The organism is Glycomyces endophyticus (genome assembly GCF_039531525.1).
GTDB classification, from domain to species: domain Bacteria; phylum Actinomycetota; class Actinomycetes; order Mycobacteriales; family Micromonosporaceae; genus Glycomyces; species Glycomyces endophyticus.
Map to the genome: position 1 here is coordinate 1 of NZ_BAAAQF010000042.1, position 825 is coordinate 825.

Genomic DNA, 825 nt, shown 5'->3' on the forward strand with positions numbered 1-825 from the left:
AAGGGCACTGTTGCAAAGTTAGCGATGAGGCAGCCTTTTGTCTTATTCAAAGGCCTTACATTTCAAAAACTCTGCTTACCAGGCGCATTTCGCCCAGGGGATCACCATAATAAAATGCTGAGGCCTGGCCTTTGCGTAGTGCACGCATCACCTCAATACCTTTGATGGTGGCGTAAGCCGTCTTCATGGATTTAAATCCCAGCGTGGCGCCGATTATCCGTTTCAGTTTGCCATGATCGCATTCAATCACGTTGTTCCGGTACTTAATCTGTCGGTGTTCAACGTCAGACGGGCACCGGCCTTCGCGTTTGAGCAGAGCAAGCGCGCGACCATAGGCGGGCGCTTTATCCGTGTTGATGAATCGCGGGATCTGCCACTTCTTCACGTTGTTGAGGATTTTACCCAGAAACCGGTATGCAGCTTTGCTGTTACGACGGGAGGAGAGATAAAAATCGACAGTGCGGCCCCGGCTGTCGACGGCCCGGTACAGATACGCCCAGCGGCCATTGACCTTCACGTAGGTTTCATCCATGTGCCACGGGCAAAGATCGGAAGGGTTACGCCAGTACCAGCGCAGCCGTTTTTCCATTTCAGGCGCATAACGCTGAACCCAGCGGTAAATCGTGGAGTGATCGACATTCACTCCGCGTTCAGCCAGCATCTCCTGCAGCTCACGGTAACTGATGCCGTATTTGCAGTACCAGCGTACGGCCCACAGAATGATGTCACGCTGAAAATGCCGGCCTTTGAATGGGTTCATGTGCAGCTCCATCAGCAAAAGGGGATGATAAGTTTATCACCACCGACTATTTGCAACAGTGCCCT

General features: G+C 52.4%; 1 protein-coding gene. It reads right to left on the reverse strand.

The window, feature by feature from the left end; genetic code table 11:
- Positions 1-55 precede the first annotated feature (55 nt).
- Complete coding sequence (locus ABD419_RS24905) at positions 56-760, reverse strand: IS6-like element IS26 family transposase (RefSeq protein WP_001067855.1); 705 nt, start codon at positions 758-760, stop codon at positions 56-58.
- Between the last annotated feature and the right edge of the window lie 65 nt (positions 761-825).